A 21,628-nucleotide genomic window follows, 5' to 3' on the forward strand; every position below is an offset into this window, starting at 1 on the left:
ACATTCTGCATGATGCTTCAAACTGCTAAACTCAGTTTATGAATGATTTAGAGATCGTTGACAATTCGTATTCTCATCGCCCCGTGATTCTACTGGGCGCCAGTAATCTCACGCGCGACTTTCCACTCATCTTGCGGCTACTGGAAACGACGATGGACTCACCCGCTGATATCTTCACAGCAATGGGCCACGGACGCTCATATGGTGTATGGAGCCGCGTGCTGCATCGCGCGCTTCCAGGGATTACCAAATCAGAACTCTGGAAGACGCTCCCGGAAAGGAATACTGTAAACAAACAACCTCTGGCACTCTTAACCGACATCGGTAACGATCTGATTTATGGTCAATCTACAGAGACTATCTTCGGCTGGATTGAGGATTGCATTAGGCAGCTTCAGCAAATCGATGCCCGGATCACCATCACTTTACTTCCCGAAGAGAGCCTTTCACGACTCTCGAATCTCCGTTTTGAATTAACACGTCGTCTTTTTTTTCCTAAGAACTCGGCTTCCCTGTCTGACCTGATCCAGAAAGTGCAACTACTGAATCAACGCCTGCTGGACTTCTCTCATTCGAACCAGATCCAAATCGTAACAGCCTCTCAGCACTGGTACGGAATTGACCCGATTCACTACCGCTATTCGCAGAGGGCGGCACTCTGGAAATCGATTCTGTCGAACTGGGACCTTCCCCAACTGGAACACTGTCAGACAAAACAACATTGGCACGACACGTTCTACTCTGTATTCCACCTCAAGCCCGCTTTAAAGAGGCAGTGGGGTAAATTACAACACACACCACAACCGACACAAATATTGCCAGATGGAACCCGCATATCCATGTATTAAACGTTTTTGTACTAATCCCTTCCCATTTTTAAGTTTACACTATCTCCGTTTCTCTTTTTTCATGCAAAATACTGGTTTTCGAGTGATATATTGGTAAAGACCACGCCTATTTAGAGTGTTTTCAGTTTTGATGCATTCTTAATCAATTTCTACAGGAACCCGCAGCATGGAGATCCTCCTCTTTTTTATCGCTTTGACGATATTTGCTTCAATCTGCCATGGTTTGTGGGTAATCGGCTCCCTGATTTATCGTTTTTTCTCCAGTGGAGGCTCCTTCCCCCAGAAGAAATCCGTTTCAACAGAAAACGAAAATGAGCAGCACCGACTGGTCACGCAGCGATTTCTCAGACGTCTTTACTATGAAGGAAAAATTCCCGAGCAGGAGCTCCAAAAACTACTTAAGTATACTGAGAAGGATTTCAAGAAACCGTCATCTCAACCCTCGCCAAAAGCAACCAAGCCAATAAATCAGGCCGGGCCAACAACTCCCTCTGCGGAACCTGCTCCTTCCCCTCCCGCAAAACTGGAAGAGAGTGATGTTCTAGAAGTAGAAGACTTTCTGGACGAGGATGATTTTCTCGAAGAACCAACCGTTAAGAAACGTCCTGCAACACCTGACACTATCAGACCAGCTAAACACCCTCTCCCTCAAACAGAGCCCGTCGAGAAACGCGCATTCGGCTACATCCTGAATGCCTTCATGGAAGAGAAAAATATTCGCTGGGGTGAATTGATCAGCGGACTCTTAATTGTCGGCAGTGCGATCGGCCTGGTAGTCAGCCTGTGGTCGACACTGAAAAATCAAATCCCTTATCTGCCCGCTCTGCTGTTTCTGTTAGCAACCGCTGCCATTCATAGTGCGGGACTCTATACCTTCAAGCGCTGGAAACTGGAGTCAACGAGCCGCGGACTTCTGTTAATCACCGTGCTGCTGGTTCCGCTCAACTTTCTAGCCGCCATTCGACTCTCCGACCATCGACCAGTTTCCGATCCGTTATTCATACTCGCCATCAGCATCGGTTTTGCCGCGTTTGGCTGGATGGTCTTGTCTGCCAGCCGGATTCTCGTCAGCTTTGGGCGCTGGCAACTGCTGATCGCTGTACTCGGTTCGTCGGCAGGTCAAATCATCATCTCACGTATGTCGATTTCCGAACCAGTCTTACTGCGAACAACTCTACTCGCTGCGCTCCCCGTTGGCTGTTTCATTGTCGCAATGGCCAGCATCCTCAAACACACGTTTACCTGGAAAGAGATCTCCGATGCGCTGGCCCGTGAGCTGGTCACTCTTGGCGGGCTCTCCCTCTTCGCTGTCCTGGCGCCCTGCTGGCTCTTAGTCTGGAATTCTACCAGCCGCCTGGAAACATTTGCCTGCCTGACACCCCTGGTTAGCATTATGGAACTTCTACTGCTGGGCATGGGACTGGTCTTGCACCACAGAAAAGAGAATGATGACGCACCGCACTGGTCATTAGCCGGCTCTTCCATCGCGGTCTTCTCTGCACTGATGATGCTGATGAACTTCGCCATCGCCTGGCCGCGCGTGGACATCATAATCGTACTCGGCATCGTAAATGGTATCAGCCTGACATTGCTGGCCATCAATGGTCGGTTCGCAGTTTGTCATATTCCGGCTTTGATTTCAGCCTCTCTCGCCGGATTACTGGGATTTCATGTCCTTACAGATACGATTGCTTTACAGGGAACCTCGCAGCGAATGCTGATCGAAGCCCTGCTCCTCGGGCGAAGTGCCATTGTGCTGATTTCGTTTGCAATTCTAACCTCCCTTGCAGGTGTCTGGTTGAAACGAACAAGCAAATCAGAAGCTGGTAAATACTATCTGTATGCAGCTGGCTGTTTTTCCATTGGCTCAAGCCTGATCGCTGTTTATGGAGGCTATTTCACCCGCACCGATGACATCTGGTGCACGCTGGCTCTGCTGATAAACGCCATCACGTTTCTGTTCGCGAACTGGCAGGTCCGCAAGCAGGTTCTCTCGGGATTCGCATCAGCCTTGTGGTTTCTGGCGCTACAACACGCTCTCTGTATAGATACACCGTTCCGAAACTGGCTTTCCGAACGGGCACTCTTGCCGGACGCTCCTTTTGTCTGGGGCTGCCTGATTCATGCGACCAGCGGACTGCTCTTTCTAATCGGTCTGCATTTCTGGTCTCGCTCCGGAACTCAGCTGACACAACCCTGGTCATTACGGCCTTCGAAAGGGAATCCATTTACAACTCCGCTCATATTCGGTTCCATTATAACCTCGTCTCTGCTGGTTCCGTATGTGATCCTGCAAACCATGTCGGCAGAAATGCACGCCTTCTATGCATTCTGGATCATGCTGATCTGGCTCACAGTCGCTTTGATACAACGCTCCGATCTCTGGTTTCTGTTTACACAATGCGCGGGAACGGTTGGCACGCTCTACACCGCGACCGCGGTAGGAGAATATTATGGTCTGTTGGCAGACGCCGGACGTGGAACACCGCGTTACTGGCTGTTCCATATCATGGCGATCTCGCTCTGGGTTTTAATGGGATCAGCCATCCACTCCAAAAAATATTCTCGGAATATGCTCGGCGCGTTATCCCGAACTTCCCGCTGGAATCTGCAACCGGTGCTCTTAGCCGGCTCGATTGTTTCAACTGGAGTGGTACTTTTTTTGTCAATCACTCCTTCGATCGCAACTGATTTTGAATTGGCGTTTAACATACAAAAAATCCACCAATACGCAGCACCACTCATGCAGGGCTTATTTCTCTACACTCTCTGCGTTACGATTGTGGCACTGACGAAACCGCGCGAATCCGGCATCGGAACACAAGTGGGATTGATCCTGAGTCTGTTTCTGCTCATCGCAGCATTCAGTTTACAGAATTTGCATATTTCTTTAGCAACCATTGGATTTCCGGTCAGGCATGCCAAAGATGCGTTTGGGATCTGGAGTTGGCTCTGCCTCGGTTTATTAAGCGTTGCCTGCCTCCCGTATCTCAACAGCAAATTTCAAAAGCAGACAACGCAGGGCTTGCTGTTTGTGACCTATCTGATTCCGTTTCTGATCGCCGGTTATTTTATCGAACAACACCATACTGCTGATGCCTTGCGCTGGGGACTCGGTGTTTATGCTCTCATCATGATGCTGCTGATTCTGAAATCAGAATCGCTGATGGACTATTTACGAGCGCAACAAATCCGCCTGCGTTACCTGCCAAAACTCTTCGAAGACAAAACAACATGGCGAAACCTGAGCATGCTGGGAGCCTGTCTGCCGCTGCTGGTGCTTACACTCTATCAGGTCTTTGGTACATGGCTGAAAATCTCTGTTCCCCTCGAAGACGGAGCAACTTCCAGCCTGATCATGCTCTTACTGACGTTTTGTGTTCCCCTTTTGATGTTGGTCATCGCTTCGGTATTCCATGCGATTCACTTTCGCTCAGCCGGTTGGATGCTGATCGGATCACATGTATTAGCAGTCATTTCGATCACAGTCACGATTCTGAGTTTCTCAGAACCCCCAGCTGAATTTCGAATCGACGACTTACTGCAAATTTCCCTCTACACTGGACTGGCCCTGAGTGTTTATGGACTGTTCTGGCTGGGAATCGAATCAAAAATTGATTGGAATTTCCAGGAACACCAAAATCTGTCTCCCGTAACATGGCCTTTGATTCGCGTCCATCTTGTGACGCTGCTCTGCCTGGTAGTGGGCCCCTATTTCCTACCGTTAATAATGAATCTGATTCATCCTGAACACAACTGGGTAACGTACTTCCCGCAAATCCCTTTCATCTCGCTGATCTCCCTGGTCCTGGCAGCTACCTGCGTCCATGTGTTTGCTCGACGTTACTTCAGCAGCCTCCCAACAAACGGACTCAGCTGTCTTAGTCTGGCATTAATCGGCTTCTTCACCGTTTCCGGCTGGCAATATTCGGAATGGACCGCCTGGCAGATCAACCTGTTTATGGAAATCGGCTTAGTTCTGGTCGGCCTGTTCCACACCATCCGATTTGTAATGCGATCTCATCCCCCGAAAACCAGCCTGGAAGACCAAACAACTGCGTTCCGGCATCTTAACTGGACTCAATTGATCTGCCTAACTCTGTTTGCGTTTGCCTTTCGGGGTGCCTGGTCTGATGCATATCGCCCCTACCCCGCTCTGATGATTGCAACAACAGGCACCCTGCTCTACTTCACGCTGGGACTTAGCCTGCGAAAACAAATTCTCGCGTATGCTTCGCTGGTTACCGCTCTGCTGGGAACCATGTTTGTCTTCACAGCACATTGGTTTGACGCAGGAGTACATATCACGTCACAAAACGGGATGGATCTTTTGAAATGGTCGATCACGACAGCTGCCAGTATTTCGGGGTTCTGGTTACTCGTCAATCTCTATCGGCAAAGGTCACAGACTGGCAGCAATAAGCTTGCTGAATCGCCCGCGTTCCAGCAAGTTCTGGCCCGCACGCTGACCTGCATTGTCCTGTTTTACACCTTGCTGATTACGGTCTCTCGTACTTTACCGGTTTCGACAGACGTCCCTTTGATTCGAGATCCCGCGGGCTGGATCGCATTATTCGCCGTGACACTCCTGCTGATGGGGTTAATCTGGGATCGAAAGAGCCGATACTGCATCCCCGCACTGTTTACAATGGGCATCTGCCTGATCGCCACGTACCTCAGTAATGAAACAGAATTACGCCGACTAATACAGTATTCAGGACTGGCGCTGTCCGGTTATGCATTTCTGCTCAGCATCTTGTGGAGCCTGCGAAATTTAATCAGCCAGAACTTATCGTGGCTTTCAATTCCCAATTTTGACGCGTTCCGCAAACAAACCCGCAGCTGGCTCCCCCCTGCAGTGACTCTACTTGCCGTTTATACCATGTTGGCACTATTACATAGCGTACTACGGTTAGAAGTGCAGTCTCAGCGATGGTGGTCTGTTTTGGGAACGGCACTCACCAGTCTGACATTCTACGCGATGAGTACACACACCGACCTCTCCCAGAAGTTTAAACAACGTGCGATCCTGGCGGGCGGTTTGGCTGGCATTTATTGTGGCTGGGCACTGCTTCCTGCACACGGAAACTTTTACTTTCTCGACCACCTGATTCGTTTTCTGGAAGCAGTCTCGATCCTGAGTCTGCTGACCACGCTGGTTCTGGTCAAGTGGCCATCCCTGAAACAGGACTGGTCGGAAGCATTGAGAAAAAGTTCACGTACCTTTCTGATTGCAGCCGGCATTTCACTGCTCGGAATTCTGATCTCGGAGACCGGTTTTCAGATCGCCGGAATTCCGCTGGTCATTTCCAAAGCCCGCATTGCCGTCGTCTCAGCAGCCTTGGTTTTACTGTCTGCAGCATTGATCCTGATGGCAGCGGTCCCCAAATACGATCCGTTTCAACTCACACTTAAACGGCGGATGTTGTATGTGTATGCTTCCGAAATTGTGCTGGCTCTGCTGTTCCTGCACATCTACCTTACCATGCCGGAACTGTTCCGCGGCTATCTCTTACCCTACTGGCCTTACATCGTGATCGCAATCGCATTCACCGGGGCTGGCGTGGGCGAATTCTTCGAACGCATCGGCCTGAACGTGCTGTCAGAGCCTCTGCAGAGAACCGGCACGTTTTTACCCTTACTGCCGGCACTCAGTTTCTGGATTCATGCGGCTTCAAGGCAGGCGTCTCCCGTTGTCGGCGACTATTCCATGATCCTGCTGTTGATCAGTCTTGTGTATGTGGTGATGAGTTTATGGAGAAAGTCGTTTGTTTATACAACGCTGGCAGCGCTGGCTGGGAATGGTGCGTTGTGGGCCTTCTGGGCAGAACAGGGGCAGTTCTTCACGCAACACCCTCAACTCTGGCTGATTCCGCCCGCCTTGTCCGTGCTGATTGCTACGCACTTGAATCGCGATAAACTCAACACCACGCAGCTGACCGCGATCCGCTATTTCTCGACAATCTCGATTTATGTCAGCTCCACCGGCGACATGTTTATCGCCGGCGTTGCTGAAAACCTGTGGCTGCCGGTCATTCTGTGCGGACTCTCCGTGCTGGGCATGTTTGCCGGAATGATGTTCCGGGTTCGTGCCTTCCTGTATGTCGGCGCTTCGTTTCTGGTTCTGTCCATCGTCAGCATGATCTGGCATGCTTCCCAGTCCCTCGGCCACATCTGGCCCTGGTGGGCCTTCGGGATTGGACTGGGAATCTGTATCCTGACTCTATTCGGACTTTTCGAGAAACGTAAGAACGAAATGCAGAACCTCGTTAACCAACTAAAAACCTGGGATCGCTAAAAGACGATGCCCGCTTTAGTCACTTGTCGTTGTTCGCTGATTCCGTTTACGTTCATTTTCCGTCAGATGGATTTTTCGCAGACGAATGATCTTAGGAGTGATTTCCACATATTCGTCATACTCAATGTATTCCAAAGCTGCTTCGAGACTCATATCTCGTGGCGGCTTGAGAACCATATTTTCATCAGAGCCGGAAGCGCGAACGTTTGTCAGCTTTTTGCCACGAATCGGGTTTACGACCAGGTCATTGTTGCGAACGTGCTCGCCAACAATCATGCCTTCATAAACATCGGCTCCGGGTCCCACAAAGAACTCAGCACGATCACGTAGTTTCCACAATGCATAACCGACGGCCTGCCCTTTGTCCTGGGAAATCATCACACCGTTGGCTCGTCGCGGGACTTCCCCTTCACTGACTTTGTACGCTTCAAAACGGTGATTGATGATTGCTTCCCCTTTGGTCGCGTTCAGCAATCGTGTTCGCAGACCAATCAAGCCACGGGCGGGAATCGAAAATTTCAGGTGCGACATACCAGTCTCACCCGAAGTCATGTCAATCATCTGACCACGACGGGCACAGACCAGTTCCATCACGGATCCGACGACTTCCGAAGGAGCATCCACTTCCAATGATTCGAAAGGCTCATGCCATTTTCCATCGATCTTCTTACGGATCACTTCTGGTTTCCCGACGGAAAGTTCATAGCCTTCACGACGCATCTGTTCGATCAGCACTGATAAGTGCAGGATACCTCGACCGGAAACGGAAAAGGAATCCTTGTCTTCGCGTTCAACAACGCGTAAAGCCACATTTGATTCCAGTTCTCGCATCAACCGCTCACGCAGATTACGACTGGTAACGTACTTGCCATCCTGTCCGGCCAGCGGCGAACTGTTGATCGTGAATAACATCGAGAGTGTCGGCTCATCGACATCAATTCGTACGAGTGCTTGCGGCTTCTCTGCACAAGCAACGGTATCACCAATTTCAGGATTATCCAGGCCGACCAGCGCGACGATATCACCGGCAGAGGCTTCGTCCACAGGGGCCCTTCCCAGATTATTGTAGAGCTCAACCGAATCGACGGTACATTTGATGTGATCGCCGTTGCTCTTGATGACCGTCACACGTTCTCCAGTGTGAACCTTTCCGCTGTTGATACGACCTGTCGCGACACGGCCCACATATTCGGACCACTCCAGCGTTGTCACCATCATCGTCAGCGGTGCGTCCTGATTGACGTCAGGTGCAGGCACATTTTCCAGCACCATATCCAACAGTGGATGAATGCTGTCACCAAAGTTATCGAGGTCATGCGTGGCAAACCCTTCGCGGGCGCTGGCATAGATATACGGGAAATCGAGTGTTTCATCGTCCGCTTCCAGATCGACGAATAAGTCGAACATCTCGCTCAAGACATGATCGGGACGACAGTCAGGACGGTCGATTTTGTTAATCACCACCAGTGGCTTCAGATGGCATTCGAGCGCTTTTTTCAGAACGAAGCGGGTTTGTGGTCGAGGCCCCTCAAAGGCATCGACCAAAATCAAAACGCCGTCTGCCATACGTAAGACACGTTCGACTTCACCACCGAAGTCCGCGTGACCCGGCGTATCGATGATGTTAATTTTCACGCCTTTATACATCAATGCGATGTTTTTGGCCAAAATGGTAATACCACGTTCCCGCTCCAGATCGTTCGAATCCAGAATACAGTCGCCCTTCAATTGAGCATCACGAAAATGGCCACTCTGGTGTAATAAGGCATCAACCAGTGTCGTCTTCCCATGATCCACGTGCGCAATGATTGCAATGTTCCGCACATCTTCTCGTTTCATGACTCTCAACTCTTCCCACAATGAATCTTTCGCGCAACCGTCTTAACATTCAAACGTTCCTTACAGGGAACAGAGGGTCTCAGCGAAAAACCGCCTCTCAGCGCATCAGGCAACTATATAAGGGGCAAAATATATCAACAATAGATTAGTAACGCAAAGCCCAGAAATAGACATTCTTACTGGCAGTTCTATCCGGTTTTAGCGATACTTTGACCATTACTACGCTCAATCTTCATAAAACACGAGATTTCTACGTAAATCCAATGTTTACAAAGGGGTTCGACCGGATGACACAGCTTCGCCTGATGATCTGCTTTTGTCTATTTTTCGTGACTTTTTTGCCGATAGACTCTGTCTCTGCCCAGAAACCGGAGCCATTCGACCTCATTCTTAAGGGGGGAACGATCATTGATGGCACAGGCAAGCCCGGTTTTACCGGCGATATTGCCCTCAAAAATGATCGCATTGTCCAAATCAGCCCGAACATCAATGGTCAGGCTGACCAGACGATCCAGTGCCGAGGATTGACGATGGCACCGGGATTTATTGATTTACATAACCATAGCGACCGACAGATTGTTTCTCCACTGACTCGTGCCAATATGAATTATGTCACTCAGGGATGCACGACCATCGTCACAGGGAACTGTGGCAGTGGTCCGGTCGATACGGGTGAATATTACCGTAAAATTGATGCTTCGGGAAGCGGAACGAATGTGATGCATTTGATCCCTCAAGGTTCGTTGCGAGACTCTGTGATGGGATCGGGCCAGCGAAAGCCGACACCCGACGAGCTGAACAAAATGAAAGTGCTGGCAGAAAAAGCGATGCAGGATGGCGCCTGGGGCATGTCGACCGGCTTGATTTATGTGCCCAGTTCGTATGCCGAGACTGAGGAACTGATCGAGTTGGCCCACATCGTCTCCCAACACCAGGGGATCTACGCCAGCCATATCCGCGGTGAAGGCACAGGCCTGCTGGCCGCCGTCAATGAAGCCCTGAAGATCGGCCAGGAAGCAAAACTTCCCGTACATATTTCGCACTTCAAATCCAGTGGGCAGGATGCCTGGGGTCTGGTGATCCGTGCAGCAAAGATGATTGATGACGCTCGAAAGCAGGGACAGGCTGTTACCGCCGACCAATACCCGTATATCGCTTCCAGCACCTCACTGGGCGCCACACTGATTCCCGCCTGGGCCAGAGCCGGAGGGAACAAAGAACTGGTCCAGCGCCTGGAAGCTCCTGAAACCTCCGAAAAAATTATCAGGAAGATCAAAAGCAACATCAAAAAACGCGAAGGAGGCAAAGCAGTTCGCATTGCCCGCTATTCAAAAAAGCCGGAATGGGTGGGAAAAAATTTACAACAAATTGCGGACGCTGAACAGAAAAGTGTGCTGGACATTGTGCTGGAGATCACCCGTCAGGGAGGTGCTTCGGTCGTTAACTTCAGCATGAATGAAGACGATGTCCGTCAGATCATGCAGATTGACTGGGTGGCGACCGCCTCAGACGGACGTGCATATCTGCCCGGCTCGGACCGTCCGCATCCGCGCAACTATGGCACGTTTCCACGAAAACTGGGATACTATGCCCTCCAGGAAAAAGTCATTCCACTGGAACATGCCGTTCGAAGTGCGACGGGGCTACCCGCTGATATTCTGGGTTTAAAAGAGCGAGGTTACCTGCGTGAAGGAGCGTATGCCGACATCGTGGTCTTTGATCCTGAACAACTGATAGATCAGGCCACCTTCGATGCACCGCATCAATATTCGAACGGAATTCGTTATCTGTTTGTCAATGGAAGGCCGGCCATCAATGCCGGGTTTCCGACGGGCAGTCTCGCCGGAAAGGCGTTGCGACATCAAGATGTGGATCAGCCCTCAGAAAAGAAAACCCCTTAACATGCTACCGGAATCGTCAGCCTTGAACCGGCATCGAGTACAACTTTTGGTCAGTGCCAGGAATCGAGACGAAATCGAACCTGCCCTGCTGGGAGGGTGTGAGATCCTGGACTTCAAAGACCCGTTCAAGGGGGCTTTGGGAATGGTTGATGCAGAAACAGTCCATTCGATTTCCGAATACTTTCAGGCGCACCCCATAGACATCCCGGTCAGCATGGCACTGGGAGAACTGACTGATCGGTTAGCAGATAGAAAAACACTGCTGATCCCAAATTTTATCACCTATCTGAAAATGGGACTGGCACAGACACAAGGAATGAGTCACTGGTATTCTGAGTGGCAGAAATTAAAACAGCAGATTGAAGCGACTAACCAGACCCGTTTTCAATGGATTGCCGTCGCCTACGCCGACTGGGAACAGGCGGCAGCGATCTCACCACATGACGTTCTGAAAGCAGCCCTTGAAAGTGAATGCGCGGGCCTGTTGATTGATACTTTCTTGAAACAGGGCCAGACTCTGCTCGATCATCTTGCACTGGATGAATTGAATTCGCTGATTGACGAGGCACACTCGCATCAGCTGAAAATTGCTCTGGCCGGTTCGCTGCGACAGAAAGACCTCGCGACGCTGGCAAACATTTCGCCTGACATCATCGGCATTCGAAGTGCCGCCTGTCGGGGGAGTTTGAGAACGGACTCGATTCAGGAACAATTGGTCCAGGCTTTCCACAGACAACTGGAGCAGCACTTTGCACAAACCAACTCAGGGTGACTACTTGGTTGAAACCGTCTGTTCCTTCGCATCCTTCAACGGATTGTAAGGAGCATATTTTTTCTGCTTCAGCTTATCGATCATGGGAATGACTCGATTGGCCGGAATCGCAAAGGACTTGGTTCGCCCTGCACGAGCGATATTCAACCCGATGGCCTGACCTTTGAGATCCACAATTACGCCCCCACAGTCTTCCGGACGCAGAACAGTATCATGCTGCAGAACTTCGGTAAAACCGGTTTTACGCCGGCTTAAAGCACCTCCCATTTTTTTCTGCATCTCACGCAGTCGATCATAGATCAGCATCTGCGGATCGGTCAGGACAACTACCGCGGTCAGTTCTTCTTTTTCGCGAAGAATTTTGACCAACAGTCGGTCACCCGGTAGATATTTCTGAACAAAGCTTGAGAGAGCGCTGGCGTTTTTAATGTTTTCACCAGCCACATTTAAAATCACATCACCGGGCTGCAGTCCTGCTTCTTCAGCGCCACTTTCACGCATGACCTGTTTGACCAAAGCGCCTCCTTCAGCGTCATCAATGCGAACGCCAAGCACACCAGGAGCCGGCTTGATCGCCCGACGAGGAACGCTCAAAACACCCACACTGACGGGAGACATACTTAATCCCGGTGTGACAAGCCATTGCCCGACTTTGGGATCAGAGGCAGACTGCCATTTCACCGTGGGGAGATTATTTACTTTGATCTTAATCAGCGCCAGATCCAGTTTTCCATCAACGCCGACAATCTCTGCTTCGTATCGTTCAGACGTCGATAATTCACAAGTCACTTCGCCGTCCAGTTGACTGGCTTTCGTTAAAATCCAGCCATCCGAGCCCACAATCGCGCCCAGGCAGGCTTCTTTGCCATTGGATCGAATCCGCACGGTCCATGAACGAGGGGTCGATACGACAGACCGAAAGGCCTTACGCATCTGTGAACCGCTGGTTAACTGACTGGGCCGTAGTTGCTCCCATGCATAGCTGGCAGACCCCAGCCATCCCATGAAGACCGAAACCGCCAGAAAAGCCATCAGCAATCGAAAACCGATTGACTCTTTCTTCTCATTCTTCTGATCCTGGTTCAAGAGTTTCTCCTCACACATACTTTTATCAAGTTGATCTTTGCCTCAGAGCGAAAGCAAGATCGGCCCATTTTCTGAAAGTTTCAAGTAGTCTAGTCTCTGGCGGCAAGCTGGACTTCTAACGACATGGTTTTCTTATCTCGAATCAACTCAATCTGCACAGTTTGTCCAGGCTTATATTGCTGGACAACTTCTGCAAGTTGTTCTATGCCTGTTATTTTCTGGTTGTTTAGTTGAATGATAATGTCATCTTTTTTTAACCCAGCAATTTCGGCTGGAAATCCGCGAGTGACTCCGGTGACTTTACAGCCTTTCTCAGAATCAACTCCATTCACTCCCAGAACGGCATTTTGCCCTAGAGGCTTTGCCCCCCACATATCACCGGAAACAAGTTTTTCCCAGTCATTCTGAAATGCGGAAACAGGAATATGAAAGTTCCAGCTTGTCGAGGGACCGATGCGGCTGTGAATCCCCACGACCTCGCCTTTCATGTTGAACAGAGGTCCGCCAGAATCACCGCCGATTAAAGTGCAGTCGGTCTGCAGTAAATGTTTCTTGCGAGCAACGACTCTTCCCAGTCGCACTACCGGAGCGCGGCCTGGTTGATATCCATTGGGGTGCCCTGTCGCCAAAACCCATTCACCGGATTCCAGTTTTGAAATATCGCCCATCGGGACGGCAGGAAGTTTGCTGATCTCGATTTCGTCGTCCTCAATCAGTTTCACCAGACCGGCATCAAGCCCCCGGTTCAACCCCATGGTTCTGCCTTTTAAGGTTCGACCATCGTGCAAAATGATAGTCGCATTTTTTTGTGCCAGACCGATCACATGTGCCGCTGTCAGGATATAACCGGCCTTGTTATCAATGATGACGCCGCTGCCTTGTGCATCTCCCACTCGAACAGACACAGTACTCTGAATCGCAGAGTTGGTGAGCGAAATGACTTTCTGCTCAATCTCCTGCAAATCTTCAAGTGAATCGGGAACCGTTTTGAAAAAGACTTGTGAGAGTGCCGCTGGAGTCGCAGGAGAAACCGGCTTCAGGACCTTGACTTCTTCCGCACTGATGCGCGAAACAAACAGCAGAATTACCAAAACCATCAGACTGCTGAGAGCAGGCCTGATTTGTGTTTTGGTACTTTCACCCGAAATCGTTAAACGGTTTAATCTCATAATGCATCACGCAACGAAAAACAAAGATCTTCTGCTTAGGTAAAAAATGTTGACTATAGGATACGCGAAGCAGGTACCAACTTTCAAGAAAAAACAGAAAAAACCACACGGTTGTTCATTTTTCTAAATGTCCTCTAAAATACGACTTGTGGCATATTTTTTCTCCCAAAAAAGATTTCTGACCTGCGGGATCAGACACTCACGTTGCTTTCATCCAACATCAAATCCGTTATGATTGCCCCAAAGTATCCTGACCAGATTCGCGTTGATTTTCCGTAACCTGCCCTCAAATCGAAGTGTCTACGACAATATGGATATACAGCAGACAGATTTTCCCGGCCTGATCATCGTCAAATCGCAGGTGTTCTCAGACGAACGCGGTTTTTTCAAAGAAACCTATCAGAAACAGCGCTATCAGGACGCCGGCATAAACGAAACATTCGTACAGGATAATTATTCTCATTCAACGGCAGGAATCTTGCGAGGTCTGCATTATCAGATCAAACGCCCCCAGGCCAAACTGGTATTTGTGGTTCAGGGAGAAATTCTGGATGTCTGTGTGGATCTGCGGAAAAGCTCTCCCACATTCGGGAAGTCGTTCCAGCTTAAATTGTCGGCAGAAAATCATCAGCAGCTCTTTGTCCCTGTTGGATTTGCGCATGGATTTTACGTCCTCAGTCCGCAGGTCGAATTTATGTACAAGTGCAGTGACTATTATTCTCCAGAGGATGAGAGAACATTGCTCTGGAATGATCCTGCGCTTGGGATCGACTGGCCTTTGACCGGGGAACCGATTCTTTCTGAAAAAGATCGAATCGGACTTCCACTTTACGAAAGTGAAATTTTCGAATCGTTATGAAGCTGCCTCTGATTGCATTAACGATGGGTGATGTCTCCGGTATTGGACCGCAACTACTGGATGCACTCTGCTCTCGCTCTGAAATTTTTGAGCTTTGTCGCCCTGTGATTTACGGAAACGCGAAGGTTCTCAACCGCGCTGCAGAGCGTGCGGGAAGTTCGCTGAACGTGATTTCCATCGACTGCGTCTCAGATGAAATCGAATTCCAGCCAGGGACCGCTTTCTGCATCGATCGTGGACAACTCGATGTGGCCGATGCGGCTCCCTGTCAGATTGATGCCCGTTCCGGTCGTGGTGCCTATGATTATCTGGTGAGCGCCATTGATGACTGCCTCGCAGGAAAGATTGATGCGATCACCACCGCCCCCTTAAACAAAGAATCTCTGCATCTGGCAGGCATTGATTACCCCGGTCATACCGAAATTCTGGCAGACCGTTGCCAGGTTCACGATTTTGGCATGATGCTGTATCTACCTCACAGCGATGTCATCAAGCCAACTTCCGGGCTGGGAATTGTGCACGCCACGCTGCACACATCGATTGCCAGCGTTCCAAGGCTGCTCAAGACAGCGGATATCTCAGAAAAAATCCGGCTAATCTCCGATTTGTCTCGAGTCATGGGCGCCAGCACGCCGCGCGTGGCTGTCTGTGCGTTGAATCCTCATGCGGGCGAACATGGACTGTTCGGTGATGAAGAAGCTCGGATCATCGCGCCCGCTGTTGAACAAGCACAACAAGCGGGAATCGAGACGACAGGCCCTCTGCCTGCAGACACCCTGATCCGTCGCGCCGTGAATGGCGAGTTCGACGCCGTCGTCGCCATGTATCATGATCAGGGACATATCCCGTTCAAACTACTGGGATTTGATCAGGCAGTGAATATCACCCTGGGTTTGCCGATTGTCAGAACCAGCCCCAGCCATGGGACCGCGTTCGACATTGCCTGGAGTGATACGGTTCCCGATACCAAAGGGATTACCGAAGCCATTAAAGCGGCAGTGAAACTGGCCGCACACCGACAACACCAGCAATAGCCCCACCTAATTATCTGACAGGACTGTAAATATGGAACGCCTGCAATTTATCCCGCGACCGGAGCCCGATGCGACGAATCTATTATTGATTCGACATGGCGCGACTCCACCAAATGAACAACGTCCTTATATTCTGCAGGGATGCGGCATCAATCCGAGCCTGAGTGAATCGGGACAAAAGCAGGCTGGAGCCTTGGCGGAATTTCTGGCGAGGATGAGTTCGATTCATCACATTTATTGCAGCCCGATGATTCGTGCCCGGGAAACAGCACAAGCCGTTTCTGAGCGATTTAACCTCACTCCACAGGAAGTCGCGGAAATCCATGAATGCGATGTTGGTCAGTGGGAAGGGATGTCCTGGGATATCATCATGCGAGAATACCCCGAAGAGTATCATGCATTCATGAATGACCCGAGCCAGAACCGCTATGCCGGCGGCGAGTCTTACAGCGATGTGCTGGATCGAGCGGAACCTGCCATCCAGACGTTACTGGAACGTCATCCGGGAGAAACGATCGCGGTGGTCGCACATAATGTTGTGAACCGGGTTTATCTGGCAAAACTGCTCGGCCTTGAGATCAGTCGGGCGAAAGAGATCACCCAAACCAATACCGGCATTAATCTGATTCGACACAAACCGGGCGAAACAAAGGTCGTCACGATGAATGCCATCTTTCATTTGAGTGGTGTCGCACACTAAGATGACTATCTGATTTATGCTCAATCGGTCTTCAACGATTCTAAAAAGTCACTGAGCAGTTCGAGGTTCCGACTGAAAACCGCACTGGAAATATACTGGCTGTTAACGGGAAACTTCGGTTGTCCCACCAGACGTTCTCCGGTACTCGTACTGACCCAGCGTGCCCCACTGCCCAGATCTTTTAGAATGGTTTTGACCTCGGCTTCGGTAACCGGCTTTTCTTTTTGATACGGCTTCCGTTTTCTAGCCGACTTCAGTGCATTGAACTCACGCTGCAGCGAATTAAGGTGCGATTCAATTTTCCAGCCATAATGGCGGGGAAGATCTGAGTCGTCATAAGTCAGACTGTATTTTTTACCGCGTCTGCTCATATATAGTGGTCGGTTTGTTTTCAGCTCATAATACCGTGCGAGTTGACCGTCCGGGAGTTGTGACTTTTTGAGATAGGTAAGTGCGCTTGGAATCGGCTTCAGGTATTTTCGATCGCCGCTGAAATGGTAAATATTCATCAATGTCTGAATCACATCCTGTGTCTCACCACCGGTAACCGCCGGTGGTTCAAATTTCCGGGCCCAGATTGGCTGCATCTCGAAATTGTACTGTTGCGCCCATGCGGTTTGCGGCGCAGGCAGTTGAGCTTCAATTAAAAAATCTCCCAACTTGAGCACTGCCTGCCGATAACGATCATCTTCATAGATCTGGTAGGCTTCCATCAAAGCCGTGGACACATAACCCGCCAGACCATCATTCAATGTATAATAGTCCCAGTAATTCTTGATCCGGCCTTCCGTCCGCCAATCGTACTCAGGAAAGTTTGCTTTCTTTGGCGGAATCTGCGGGACCGGTCCGGTCCAGACCTGTGGAAAAGCGCCTACCGGATACTGCGCTGCCAGCAAGGCATTCAGTGCGATCATCGCCGCCTGATGAATCGGTTGATTATGAAATTCGTGCGCCTGGTCGACGCGGATCAGCAAAAGGATCGCCGACTGGGTAATTCCGTCATCGAGCGTCGAGTTATTTTTCCCTCTCCCTTTTCCATTGCGATATTCGGCGGTGAGCTTGCTCCGGGGATTGAAATCGACTGAGTTAGTCCAGCCGCCGGACTTCAACTGACCATAGACCAGCGCCAGAGCAGCATCGGTGGCAGCATCCAGATAGAATTGATCTCCTGTCGCCTGATAGGCACGCAGATACGCCATACCAACGGTGGGAGTTCCCGGAGGCTGAACCCAGATCTGATCGGGACTCGCTTTGCCTTCCCCCCACCGCTGCTGTAAATCGAGACTATAGTAATAAACGTAGCCTCCGTTGAGAGCCAGCTTGTCGCGATAAAACTGACTGGCCTTCCGCATACTGCGAATCACGTTCGATTTCAAAGCTGCGTCTGCAGCGAAGAGGGAACGCTCAGCTACAAAGCCGGCAACGGAAATCAGTAGAACACAAACCAGAATCTGCAAAGACCATTTTTTTTGTCGCACTACTGACTCCTTTTACCAATCGTAAATAATAAAATCAGAATCGTTTTACTTTGAGACAGGCAGCCACTGAACGGCATCGATAATCACATAACCATCTGCGCCGGCATTTGTCACTTCCAATACCGCTGGCTGATCCGGCGTGAAGTCATATTCCCCCAATGAGATGAACACGCCGTCTAACGGGGGTAACTTCTTCTGATTGATTGTATGGGTGGCTTTCCCCTTCGCATGCTGAAGTGCCAGTTTAACTTTCGAGCTGCGATTGGAATTCGGCGTATATGCATAGCGAACTTCGTAGCGTCCCGCTTGGGGAACTTTCGTTTCGAACCGGGCAACTGCTTTTCCATCTCGTGTATTTGATTCGTGGCTATAACTGGTGCCGATATATTTTTTAGAGGACCGACTGGTCTCCCAGGCACCTTTTAGTTTTGCCTGTGAATCGTCAACAACAATGCCTTTCAGTGTTTTTGGATTCACACCATTCTTCCCGTACTTTGCTTCGGGAGGTGCTTCTAGAATCTGTCCCTCTTTCAAAAGCTGTTTTTTGAGGACTTCATAAGGAACGTCCTGCACATCCAGTTGTTGATCAAGGGCAATCCCGGCAGCTGTTGCTGCGGAGTGTCCCAGAATCATGAATACCGGCTCCATTCGAATGGAACCAAAGGCGATATGCGAGCTGGAAACACAAACGGGGACCAGCAGGTTGCCGCATTCCCCTTTCCTGGGAACCAGACTGCCGTACGCAATTTCGTATGGACCACGCGTGGAGACGCCGATGTCACCTTCATTCTGCACGTACCCTTCCGGTGTGACGTAGCGCTGTACATTGTGCGAGTCCATCGTATAAGAACCCATACCGACCGAATCGGGAGTCGGCCGTTTTTTAAGCAATTCGTTCTCGGTCATCACATACTGTCCGACCATCCGCCGGGCTTCGCGGATATACAGCTGATGCGGCCAGTTTCCATTATCCTTGAATTCATCGCCCGCCAGTCCCCACTCGCGCATTTTCTTCTGCACCTCCTGGGGCACGCGAGGATCGTTGGCAATAAAGTACAACCAGCCCTGCTGATAGGTTTGGTGCTCTTTGATAATTTCCTTGCGTCGCTCATAGGAGGCTTCAGGATAGTCATAGTTATAGCCGATGTTATCGGTGCTCATCGGACCGTGATTGTTCGTATCCGTTTTAAAATTGGGGATCGGATCAAACTTCGCGAAAGTCTGACGCCAGCCGGCCTGATAGATACGCAGCAACAATTCGTACTGATCGGCATCGTATCCGTCCGGTTTGGGAAACGGCACGCGGTTTTCCGGGTGGTTCGTCAAACACATCCGGAAACAATAAGCCTGAATTTTATCATCACCTGCACCATATTTTCCGGGATCGGCTCCACTGATGCGAGGCAGCAATCCGCTGGAAGGATCGCCGGGCACGCGATAAGGGCTGATTTTTTCTTTGACTGCATTCGGTCCGAAGTGATGTCTATGATGCAGCACACCAACCTGCACGCCATTCCATTCCTCATCATATACACTATTCGCTTCGCGACCGACATGATAACTCACGTCAGCAGCCGCCAGCAGATCGCCTTCATAAGTCGCGTCAATAAACATCCGCCCTGCGTATGTCTTGCCACTGCGCGTGGTAATCGAAGCGATGTTCTTGCCCGATTTTTTTACGCCCTGCTTGCGGTCCAGCCATTCATTTCGATGTACGGGAATCTTGTAGTCACTAACGAAGTCATCAAAGACCTGCTCGGCGACATGTGGCTCAAAGATCCACATCGTACGCTGCTTGCCGTCAATCGCAGCCGTTCCCTGTCCTTTATCACCGTAAGCAGACCGCTTCTGCCATTTCCAGGCACCAGGCTTCTGATAATGCTTCCAGACCCGATGATAAAACTCGCGGGCCAGACCACCAATGACGGCTTTATTTCCCGTATCTGTCCAGCCCAGGCCCCCACTTGATAAACCACCCAAGTGTTGATCAGGGGAGACAATTACAACTGACTTTCCCAGTCGTTTCGCCTGCACGGCTGCTGTCACTGCCGCCGAGGTCCCTCCATAAATCACTAAATCATAGGCTTCTGCGTGAGAATTGTCTTCAGCATGAACTGCCTGTACTGTTACAGTCACGGCCAGACAAAAAGTAATTAAATGACGTAGCAAACTCATAGGTCGTATTTCTCCAGGATGTATTTCTTAGCATGACTTCTTCTGTCTTCAAAAAATTGATTATTCATTCTACAGCAGAACCGGGCCAATACAAAGTAAGAACCCGCTCAGATCAACGTGTTATTTTATGAACGCTGATTATTAATGCTTGTTTATGGAATGGTCTCCTGATACAGAACTTCGTGCCTGAGAGGTTCCGTTGCTGAAATGGACGGGAGATGGTTTAATGATCGTCTTTGAACAGAATTGATTCACCAGACCAAAGCATAAGCAGTCGGATTTCAAGTGACGGAAGAACTCACCGCCTATCATGAAGCGGGGCATGTATTAATGGCGGTACGGGTTGGCGCCCGCGTGCATTCGGTCACCATCGATCCAGACTGGGATGACGGGCCCGAACGGTTTGGCGATGCTCAAATTTCCTGGCCGGAGGGTGTGTTCGATGAAAAAACATTTCTGGAAAAAACCATCCTTGTTGCTCTCGCCGGTCCGGTTGCGGAGATGATTCATACGGGTGACCCATTTCACCCGGCTCTGGTAGGGGAATGGTCGGGAGACTGGCAGCAGGCACTGCGTGCTGCGTCAATCCTCGTTTCTCAGCGACAGTCCCGATTAGAATTTCTGGAACAGAAAACAGTAGAGCTCTATCATTTGTTCCGAACCGACGCTTACTGGTGTGCGATTGGAGAACTGGTTGATCAATTGCTGGCCCATGAAACGCTGGAAGAAGAAATGATCAACGAAATCATCTCCACCTGGCTCTAAGAGAACTCGATGTGGATCATTCGGCTGGGTCTGTCTTAAGAGAATCCCGAATTGTCTTCAGTAATCGCTGATGTGTTGCTGCTCTCTCGGGATTATGCTCCGGCATTCTGGAAATGCCTTGTAATTGTGCCAGATAATCGGGCGAAAATCCATGAAAGAGTGCGCCTTGCAGTACGAGTTCATGATACCAGTCAAACGGTTTCAGACTTGGATCGATAAAATCCAACATGGCCTGATAAGTGTAAACCGGAAGAACCTGTTGCTGCCGGGTAACAACGCTGGTCTCCAGAATCTGGTAGCCCGCTCCCAGTGATTCATGCTGATCGAGAATGTTTTTTTGCTCGCTTGAGATTTGATAAACAACGCCCCAGACCCCGAGTGTTTCCTTTTCCCGGAAGACAATGTCACATTTGCCGGAACAATCCAGACCGACTTTATGAAAACAGAGAACAGCGCTCTCCAGACGTGCGACTCCAATGATTTCACACGCGCCAATACGTGACTCCAGTCTCTCTGGATGGAGATTTGAGCCATAAGCAAAATAGTTCCGCAGTCCTGACATCGCTGTTGTTCTTTCCTCTCAGTCATCTCGAAGTGATTCGCACCAATCTCACCTCCTTTTGCAGGAATTTCCCACAAGGACAATTCGATTTCCTACAGATAAACCCCAACACGACGAACGCCCCCTTAAGTAGTATCCCCTA

General features: G+C 50.1%; 14 protein-coding genes. 8 read left to right on the forward strand and 6 right to left on the reverse strand.

Annotated elements, in window-relative coordinates; translation table 11 throughout:
* Positions 1-38 precede the first annotated feature (38 nt).
* Positions 39-848, forward strand: coding sequence for a hypothetical protein (locus Enr17x_RS17765; protein ID WP_145311014.1), 810 nt, complete (start codon positions 39-41; stop codon positions 846-848).
* 166 nt (positions 849-1,014) lie between these two features.
* A complete protein-coding gene (locus tag Enr17x_RS17770; protein WP_145311016.1) occupies positions 1,015-7,146 on the forward strand; it encodes a hypothetical protein in 6,132 nt (2,043 codons plus the stop codon).
* A 15-nt stretch (positions 7,147-7,161) separates the two neighbouring features.
* Here the strand turns inward: Enr17x_RS17770 and typA are convergent, their stop codons facing one another.
* On the reverse strand, positions 7,162-8,985 hold the full coding sequence (gene typA, locus Enr17x_RS17775; RefSeq protein ID WP_145311017.1) for a translational GTPase TypA: 1,824 nt from the start codon (positions 8,983-8,985) through the stop codon (positions 7,162-7,164).
* Between the two features lie 287 nt (positions 8,986-9,272).
* Here typA and Enr17x_RS17780 point away from each other — a divergent pair, with 287 nt between their 5' ends.
* Together Enr17x_RS17780 and Enr17x_RS17785 are read left to right on the forward strand one after the other, a co-directional pair.
* On the forward strand, positions 9,273-10,886 hold the full coding sequence (locus Enr17x_RS17780; protein WP_145311019.1) for an N-acyl-D-amino-acid deacylase family protein: 1,614 nt from the start codon (positions 9,273-9,275) through the stop codon (positions 10,884-10,886).
* 1 nt (position 10,887) lies between these two features.
* Positions 10,888-11,658, forward strand: coding sequence for a (5-formylfuran-3-yl)methyl phosphate synthase (locus Enr17x_RS17785; RefSeq protein ID WP_198000644.1), 771 nt, complete (start codon positions 10,888-10,890; stop codon positions 11,656-11,658).
* Here Enr17x_RS17785 and Enr17x_RS17790 read toward each other — a convergent pair whose 3' ends face one another.
* Both Enr17x_RS17790 and Enr17x_RS17795 read right to left on the reverse strand, forming a co-directional pair.
* Positions 11,659-12,744: a S1C family serine protease gene (locus Enr17x_RS17790; protein ID WP_198000645.1), complete on the reverse strand. Its 1,086-nt coding sequence runs from the start codon at positions 12,742-12,744 to the stop codon at positions 11,659-11,661.
* A gap of 89 nt (positions 12,745-12,833) precedes the next feature.
* Complete coding sequence (locus Enr17x_RS17795) at positions 12,834-13,913, reverse strand: S1C family serine protease (RefSeq protein WP_145311024.1); 1,080 nt, start codon at positions 13,911-13,913, stop codon at positions 12,834-12,836.
* Positions 13,914-14,223: 310 nt separating this feature from the next.
* Here Enr17x_RS17795 and rfbC point away from each other — a divergent pair, with 310 nt between their 5' ends.
* Genes rfbC through Enr17x_RS17810 form a run of 3 tightly spaced genes read left to right on the forward strand, consistent with a single transcriptional unit; the run spans position 14,224 to position 16,506 of the window.
* Positions 14,224-14,772, forward strand: a complete 549-nt coding sequence (rfbC, locus tag Enr17x_RS17800; RefSeq protein ID WP_145311025.1) for a dTDP-4-dehydrorhamnose 3,5-epimerase — start codon at positions 14,224-14,226, stop codon at positions 14,770-14,772.
* Positions 14,769-15,806, forward strand: coding sequence for a 4-hydroxythreonine-4-phosphate dehydrogenase PdxA (pdxA, locus tag Enr17x_RS17805; protein WP_145311026.1), 1,038 nt, complete (start codon positions 14,769-14,771; stop codon positions 15,804-15,806). The genes rfbC and pdxA overlap by 4 nt, the downstream gene beginning before the upstream one ends.
* 31 nt (positions 15,807-15,837) lie before the next feature.
* Positions 15,838-16,506 (forward strand): histidine phosphatase family protein, encoded by a 669-nt coding sequence (locus Enr17x_RS17810; protein ID WP_145311028.1) that lies wholly within the window; start codon positions 15,838-15,840, stop codon positions 16,504-16,506.
* A gap of 20 nt (positions 16,507-16,526) precedes the next feature.
* Here the strand turns inward: Enr17x_RS17810 and Enr17x_RS17815 are convergent, their stop codons facing one another.
* Both Enr17x_RS17815 and Enr17x_RS17820 read right to left on the reverse strand, forming a co-directional pair.
* Positions 16,527-17,984: a pectate lyase gene (locus Enr17x_RS17815; protein WP_145311029.1), complete on the reverse strand. Its 1,458-nt coding sequence runs from the start codon at positions 17,982-17,984 to the stop codon at positions 16,527-16,529.
* Between the two features lie 45 nt (positions 17,985-18,029).
* Positions 18,030-20,159 carry an FAD-dependent oxidoreductase gene (locus Enr17x_RS17820; RefSeq protein ID WP_145311031.1) on the reverse strand — a complete coding sequence of 710 codons (2,130 nt, stop codon included), beginning with the start codon at positions 20,157-20,159 and terminating at the stop codon, positions 18,030-18,032.
* A gap of 285 nt (positions 20,160-20,444) precedes the next feature.
* On the opposite strand from Enr17x_RS17820, the gene Enr17x_RS17825 reads away from it, so the two are divergent.
* Positions 20,445-20,924 (forward strand): hypothetical protein, encoded by a 480-nt coding sequence (locus Enr17x_RS17825; protein WP_145311033.1) that lies wholly within the window; start codon positions 20,445-20,447, stop codon positions 20,922-20,924.
* Positions 20,925-20,940: 16 nt separating this feature from the next.
* Here the strand turns inward: Enr17x_RS17825 and Enr17x_RS17830 are convergent, their stop codons facing one another.
* Complete coding sequence (locus Enr17x_RS17830) at positions 20,941-21,486, reverse strand: gamma-glutamylcyclotransferase family protein (RefSeq protein WP_145311035.1); 546 nt, start codon at positions 21,484-21,486, stop codon at positions 20,941-20,943.
* Positions 21,487-21,628 lie beyond the last annotated feature (142 nt).

This window comes from Gimesia fumaroli (assembly GCF_007754425.1).
Taxonomy (GTDB): domain Bacteria; phylum Planctomycetota; class Planctomycetia; order Planctomycetales; family Planctomycetaceae; genus Gimesia; species Gimesia fumaroli.